General features: G+C 43.9%; 5 protein-coding genes and 1 pseudogene. 2 read left to right on the forward strand and 4 right to left on the reverse strand.

What is annotated here, in order from left to right; genetic code table 11:
- Positions 1–126: 126 nt before the first annotated feature.
- Entirely contained in the window at positions 127–750 is a 624-nt protein-coding gene (locus EWV60_RS06850; protein WP_002738397.1) for a cytochrome c oxidase subunit 3, read from the forward strand.
- Between the two features lie 329 nt (positions 751–1,079).
- Here the strand turns inward: EWV60_RS06850 and EWV60_RS06855 are convergent, their stop codons facing one another.
- Positions 1,080–1,442, reverse strand: coding sequence for an acyl carrier protein (locus tag EWV60_RS06855; RefSeq protein WP_002755494.1), 363 nt, complete (start codon positions 1,440–1,442; stop codon positions 1,080–1,082).
- On the reverse strand, positions 1,420–3,219 hold the full coding sequence (locus EWV60_RS06860) for an acyl-CoA dehydrogenase family protein (protein ID WP_287231658.1): 1,800 nt from the start codon (positions 3,217–3,219) through the stop codon (positions 1,420–1,422). The genes EWV60_RS06855 and EWV60_RS06860 overlap by 23 nt, the downstream gene beginning before the upstream one ends.
- A 256-nt stretch (positions 3,220–3,475) precedes the next feature.
- On the opposite strand from EWV60_RS06860, the gene EWV60_RS06865 reads away from it, so the two are divergent.
- Positions 3,476–5,206 carry a calcium-binding protein gene (locus tag EWV60_RS06865; RefSeq protein WP_287231659.1) on the forward strand — a complete coding sequence of 577 codons (1,731 nt, stop codon included), beginning with the start codon at positions 3,476–3,478 and terminating at the stop codon, positions 5,204–5,206.
- Between the two features lie 272 nt (positions 5,207–5,478).
- Here the strand turns inward: EWV60_RS06865 and EWV60_RS06870 are convergent.
- Positions 5,479–5,586 (reverse strand): annotated as a pseudogene (locus tag EWV60_RS06870) (DUF29 family protein); the annotation flags it as partial.
- A gap of 81 nt (positions 5,587–5,667) precedes the next feature.
- Complete coding sequence (locus tag EWV60_RS06875) at positions 5,668–5,904, reverse strand: DUF29 family protein (RefSeq protein ID WP_002748521.1); 237 nt, start codon at positions 5,902–5,904, stop codon at positions 5,668–5,670.
- Positions 5,905–6,000: the final 96 nt, after the last annotated feature.

Here is a 6,000-nt window from a genome sequence, read left to right on the forward strand (position 1 = left end):
TTACTGTTTACTGTTTACTGGACGGCTACGCCGTGCCTTTGGCAACACTGAAAAAAAGCTTCCCACTTCCCACTTCCCACTGACAAAAAGCTCCCCGTCTCCTGTGTAAACTAAGGACATTCAATCATGCAAGGTTCAACGCTCGAAGATTCTCAACTCTCTGTCAATTATCATCAGGAAACGGTGGAACACGGACATCATGGCCACCCGGATCATCGCTTATTCGGTGTGGTTTTGTTTCTAGTGGCGGAAAGTTCCATCTTTTTAGGTTTATTTGCCGCTTTCTTGTTCTACCGTACCATGTTACCGGTCTGGCCTCCCGCCGGCACACCCGAATTAGAATTAACCCTACCGACAATTAACACAATTATTCTGGTGTCCAGTAGTTTTGTTATGCACATAGGACAAAAGGCGATTAAACAAAATAATAACGCCGGTTTACAATTGTGGTTCGGTATTACTGCCCTAATGGGAATTATCTTCCTTTGTGGTCAAGGATACGAATATTATCACGCTGAATTCGGTCTGACAACTAATGTTTTCACCAGCGCTTTTTATGCCTTAACCGGATTCCACGGTCTCCACGTTACCTTCGGTTTAGTGCTGATTCTATCTGTGCTCTGGCGTTCTCGTCAAAAAGACCACTATTCTAGTCAATCTCATTTTGGTGTCGAAGCGGCAGAATTATACTGGCATTTCGTCGATGTGGTCTGGATTATCCTGTTTTTACTGGTGTATATCTTGAGATAATTTTTGTTATTTAGTAGGAGAAAAGGGCGATCAAGTGATCGCCCTTTTTTCTATATTTCAATTTATAAGTAGTCGTACAAAATAAATTTCCTAGTGGTGAGAGGGAACTCCAGAACTGCGGAACGGGCAACAGAAAAGAAATACAGCGATTGTTGCTTTACGGAGAAATGGGTAATTAATTTTGTTTAGGTACTTAGCAATTCCTATACTGGTGAGTAGAGAACAGAGCCAATTGATAACTAATATAGGTGGGTTACGGCGAATACTAGATAATTTTCCCTAGCATAAATTGTCGTCGCCTAACCCACCCTACACCTGATAACTGATAATTAACGACGACCGAATAAACTCCAACCTTTGCCACCACTAACGGCTGGTTCAGCTTTTTCAGCGACGGGAGCAACTTCTGCGGGGGTTTCCTCGCCGGAAAGATTAGAAAGATCGTAGTTTTCTACTAGGAAAAGAGACGCTTTTTCAATAGTAGAATAATCCCAGAAAAGGGTAGAAGGTAACTCTTGACCAACCCAATCTTCTAGATCACCCACCATAGTTACTGCATCGATCGAATCTAAACCATAACGGGTTAAAGGTTCAGTCACATTAATTGTTTTAGCATCCAAAGATAACTGATCAGCTAACTGTTTAACTAACCAATTTTGTACGAGATTATTAAGATTGGAGCTGGAGTTCATGGGTTTTTTCCTCGGTAGTTTGTGAAGGGGCTAATTGAAAAGGGGCGATCGAAAAATGTTGATTTTCTTGATATAATTTCAGCAATTCTTGGGCAACATTTTCTATATACACCTCAGACAGAGTGTAAGGCAGCGGCCGGAGAGTTCGCAGTAATCGGTGTAAACTCAACACCAACCATTCCCCCTGGGCAAAAAATTCCCCCAAGATGGAACGATTATAAAGCCAAGTGTGTAAACAAGCAGAAGCGGCGTGTAAAGTACAGTATTTCTTGGCAATCTCGAACAATTCGGGTGATTGGTCGTGACCATACTCGAATTTCGATTGACTAATCTGTTCATCGTGAGCATTTAGTTCCTCTAAAACTAAATTACCCAACATCAATAGATTTTCTAATATCTCCGGGTCCACTTCGTCAGAATTTTTCAATCCTTCCAGCATATCAAGGGCAATTTCTAAACCTTGCAGGGAATCATCCATTCCCCGGCCAAATAATTCTAAATTATTGGGTTCAAAGGGAGGAACTGACTTTTCTAGGCTAAAAATCGCCTCTAAACGGGTTTTTAACGCCGACATGGTGCGCGAGTTGCGTTTAGCCCGATATTTGGTTAAAGGACGCAATTGTAGGATTAAAGCATGAAGATTGACGATCGAACTGCCGTCAAACATACTGATAATCGAATTATCCCGCAGTAGCTTCTGGAAGATGCCGAATTCGTGTTCTTCTCGCATATAAAAACGCGATCCCAAGACCACATAAACACTATTAACCATCTCCTCCAGACGGACGGTGACAAAATATTTTACCACCGAAGCCCAGACGCTAAACTGTTCGGGGATAATATGAAAACCTCTCGCGGCCGGAATCGTCTCGCAATCGCAAATGAGGATGTCAAGGAAAGCATCCACGAGAGTGCGCCGGGGTTGGGGCAAATCCATCACATTTTTGTTATAAATTACTCGATTAACGGCAAAACCGAGGGTAGTTCTTAAAGCGGTATCGGCTGCCCCGTGGGAAAAAGCAGCGCACAACATTCGGGTGATTTGGAAACCTTTCAGGGCTAATTCTAAACCGTCTCCCTCCTCGCGTAAACGCATGGAATCAGGGACGAAACAATCCTTAAAACCAATGCCACTCATATCCGAGGCCCGCACGCCATGGGTGTATATTTTCGGCAAATTATAGTATTTTTCGGGGTCTAATTGCCGTTTATCTACCATAAATAGGGTTAAACACTTCGGACCGCCGTTAGCATCGGTTTTCGCCAAAATAAAGGAAATTCCAGAGATAGTCGCCCGGTTAATCGGCCATTTCTCCCCATTGAGAATATAACCTCCTTCCACCTTCGTCGCGGTCAGATCACCATTGATCAGATCGCTGCCGTGTTCCTTTTCCGAGTAACCCAGACACATCGCCCCATAGTCATCCATGATAAAACGGGCGAGCTTCTGTTTCTGTTCTGGGGTTCCCGCCATCCAGTTTAAAAACGACCAGAATAGGGTAGTAAAAGCGATACCGATAGTTTGATCCCGTCGGGAAAGTACCCGCACAAAAGCGACAAATTCCTCAAAAGAGGTGAACTCACCGCCGCAATCCGTGGGAATGTAGTAGTGTTGGAGTTTCCAGTCGTATAACCAGCGAATTTCCTCGTGGGGAAATTCTTCGCTCTCGTCAATTTCGATCACCCGCTTGTAGGATAGAGGGTTATCGGGATTGAGAGGATCGCCTAAGTCTTTTTCCAGTGCTTCAGCAGTCCAGTATTGCTTAAGCTTTTTCATAGTGCCTCTAGGACAGATACAATGTGTTTTTCGTCAATGCCTTCGGTTAGAAGACCCGACCATGCACAAAAATTAACGACCATTCTAGACTTTTGGCTGTAGAATGGCAACAATTACGCAATGTGCAACTAAAAACGACAGAATCAGGGTTCCAGAGGATACTTTATCTCTGCCGATTTCTGAAAGCCTTGGCAATCAAGACTAAAAATACAGTGGCACAGGGTGTAAATTATGTAATTTTAAGAAGGACTAAATTATGCCCCTAGTTACCGGAAATGGCTTGAATAACACCATTACTCCATCTTCGGCATCAGCTGGAGTCACTGGATGGTATTTTGGACTCTGGGGGGATGATACCATTTATGGCTATAATGGCAACGATACCATCAATGGTGGCGATGGCAACGACAAATTATTTGGCGGCACTGGTGATGACTTGATAGACGGTGGATTTGGTTTTGATACCATTGATGGAGGTCTGGGAAATGACACAACATCCTATGCTTTCTATTGGGGACCGATCAATGCTAATTTAGCAACGGGTGTAGTGAGTTTCCCTGGTAATTCTGTCTTTACAGATACATTGATCAGTATTGAAAATCTAATTGGCACTGCTGGCAATGACACCATCATCGGGAACACTGCGGATAATTCCCTCTTCGGTGAAGCTGGTAACGACAGTATCAATGGTGGCGATGGCAACGACAAATTATTTGGCGGCACTGGTGATGACTTTATAGACGGCGGATTTGGTTTTGATACCATTGATGGGGGTCTGGGAAATGACACAACATCCTATGCTTTCTATTGGGGACCGATCAATGCTAATTTATCAACGGGTGTAGTGAGTTTCCCCGGTGATTCTGTCTTTACAGATACATTGGTCAGCATCGAAAATCTAATTGGCACTGCTGGCAATGACACAATCATCGGGAATACTGCGAATAATTCCCTCAATGGTGGTGCTGGCAACGATAGCATCAATGGTGGCGATGGCAACGACAAATTATTTGGCGGCACTGGTGATGACTTGATAGACGGTGGATTTGGTTTTGATACCATTGATGGAGGTCTGGGAAATGACACGACATCCTATGCTTTCTATTCGGGACCGATCAATGCTAATTTAGCAACGGGTTTAGTGAGTTTCCCTGGTAATTCTGTCTTTACAGACAGATTGATCAGTATTGAAAATCTAATTGGCACTGCTGGCAATGACACAATCATCGGGAACACTGCGGATAATTCCCTCTTCGGTGAAGCTGGCAACGACACCATCAATGGTGGCGATGGTAACGACAAATTATTTGGCGGTGCCGGTAATGACTGGATAGATGGTGGATTTGGTTTTGATACCATTGATGGGGGTCTGGGAAATGACACGACATCCTATGCTTTCTATTGGGGACCGATCAATGCTAATTTATCAACGGGTGTAGTTAGTTTCCCCGGTAATTCTGTCTTTACAGATACATTGGTCAGCATCGAAAATCTAATTGGCACTGCTGGCAATGACACCATCACTGGGAACACTGCGGATAATTCCCTCTTCGGTGAAGCTGGTAACGACACCATCAATGGTGGCCTGGGTCTGGATACTCTTACTGGTGGTGCTGGAAACGATTTCTTCAGGCTCGACAACGTAGCGAACCGTGATCTGATCACCGACTTCTCTGTACCCGCTGACACGATCATTCTGGCGAACAGTCTTGACAGCACTTTGACCGGTGCCATTAATCCGGGGATCAAGGGTCTGCTCTTTAATAGTGGTAACGTGGACGGAAGTGTCCTTGACGCTGCCCAGTTCTTCCAGGGAGCTGGGTTGACTGGGGGAGCATTGGGAGACTCCTCCGGCATCTACGTCAACACTAGCAACGGCGACATCTGGTATAACGATTCCGACGTCGTCGATAGTTACCTAATTGCCAATGTTGGGGCTGTTGCCGCAGCTGGCATGACTAATGCTGACTTCGTTTACGGGGTGTAAGTCTCAGCTAGGCATCACAGGAAAACTATGCCATGTCCCCCGCTAACGGCGGGTTTTTTTTGTCGGCCCCCCATCATTCAGTCACTAAAAATCCCAACTTTAACAGCGATATTAATCCTTTCAAAAACAGCATTATTTTTGAGTATGTATGGCTCTTCGGTTTGTGTTATGCAATGAACGGGGGTTATAAGGGATGGAACCCTTATATAGAAAAGCATTTAGCGATTTTTGTCAATTATTTTCGATCTAGAGCGAACTAATCAATTAATGTATTAACCAGGTAACGAATCCTCATCAAGAATTTTCTCAATTGTCCAAGGACAGTCAACTGGTAAAGTTAATCCACTTTTGCGGCTCGCTTTTCCCAGTGCTTTTTGATAACAATAACCAAACCCGTTCTAAGGCATGATTGTAGATTACCTGAGAGCGAAATAGCAGGCTCGATTCCAATCTGAAATTATCTATCTCGTCTGTCCAGTGGGGTAGGTAGTAAGGATGATTCCAGTAGGCGTAAAGTAGCAGGTGACTGAGGAGTTGAATAAGAAAAGAAAGCTTTCTGCTTTGTATTTGCGTTCATCCACCATTTCCTCTAATTCCTCGGCTAAAGTTTGCCAATCTAAAGTATTGCGATCAGGCGATCGCAGTTTTGCTGCTTGGTCTTGCAGCCAAGCTACATAGGGTTTGCGGCAAAAAGTCATTGAAAAGTACAGGTCTCTTAATCAATGATTTCACTTAGCTACAAGCATAAGCTTTAGTTGTTGATTAATTTTTAAGTCATAACTTATCCTAATCAT

It is taken from the genome of Microcystis sp. Msp_OC_L_20101000_S702 (genome assembly GCF_007095705.1).
Lineage (GTDB): Bacteria > Cyanobacteriota > Cyanobacteriia > Cyanobacteriales > Microcystaceae > Microcystis > Microcystis ichthyoblabe_A.

Coding starts and splice junctions, on each gene's coding strand:
- EWV60_RS06850 (WP_002738397.1), top strand. CDS start 127: ATGCAAGGTTCAACGCTCGAAGATTCTCAACTCTCTGTCAATTATCAT.
- EWV60_RS06855 (WP_002755494.1), bottom strand. CDS start 1,442: ATGAACTCCAGCTCCAATCTTAATAATCTCGTACAAAATTGGTTAGTT.
- EWV60_RS06860 (WP_287231658.1), bottom strand. CDS start 3,219: ATGAAAAAGCTTAAGCAATACTGGACTGCTGAAGCACTGGAAAAAGAC.
- EWV60_RS06865 (WP_287231659.1), top strand. CDS start 3,476: ATGCCCCTAGTTACCGGAAATGGCTTGAATAACACCATTACTCCATCT.
- EWV60_RS06875 (WP_002748521.1), bottom strand. CDS start 5,904: ATGACTTTTTGCCGCAAACCCTATGTAGCTTGGCTGCAAGACCAAGCA.